Origin of the sequence: Microbulbifer okhotskensis, from assembly GCF_023895975.1 — a bacterium.
GTDB classification, from domain to species: Bacteria; Pseudomonadota; Gammaproteobacteria; order Pseudomonadales; family Cellvibrionaceae; genus Microbulbifer; species Microbulbifer okhotskensis.
On record NZ_JALBWM010000458.1, the window covers coordinates 1 to 300 of the forward strand.

The 300-nt window shown below is 53.0% G+C and carries 1 protein-coding gene; it reads left to right on the forward strand.

Features of this window, described 5'->3' with window-relative positions:
- On the forward strand, positions 1 to 300 hold a 300-nt coding region (locus tag MO867_RS22920), incomplete at both ends, for a LamG-like jellyroll fold domain-containing protein (protein ID WP_252473447.1).

Genomic DNA, 300 nt, shown 5'->3' on the forward strand with positions numbered 1-300 from the left:
GATATTACGTGAATGGCTTAGCCCGCATTACCTCAGCCACCAATATCCTATCCGCCGGCCAATGGCACCATATCGCGCTAAGCCGTAATTCAGGCATCACCAAATTGTATGTGGATGGTGTAGCGGTAGGGAGCTGGACGGACTCCACAAATTACACCCAAGACCGCTACATTTTAGGCGGGATTAGTGACACCGACACTTTCCCAGGGTTGGGTGGCTGGTTAGATGAATTCAGGGTAACCAATGGCATAGGCCGCTTCCCCGACGACTTCACCCCACCAGACTCCCCATACACCACCA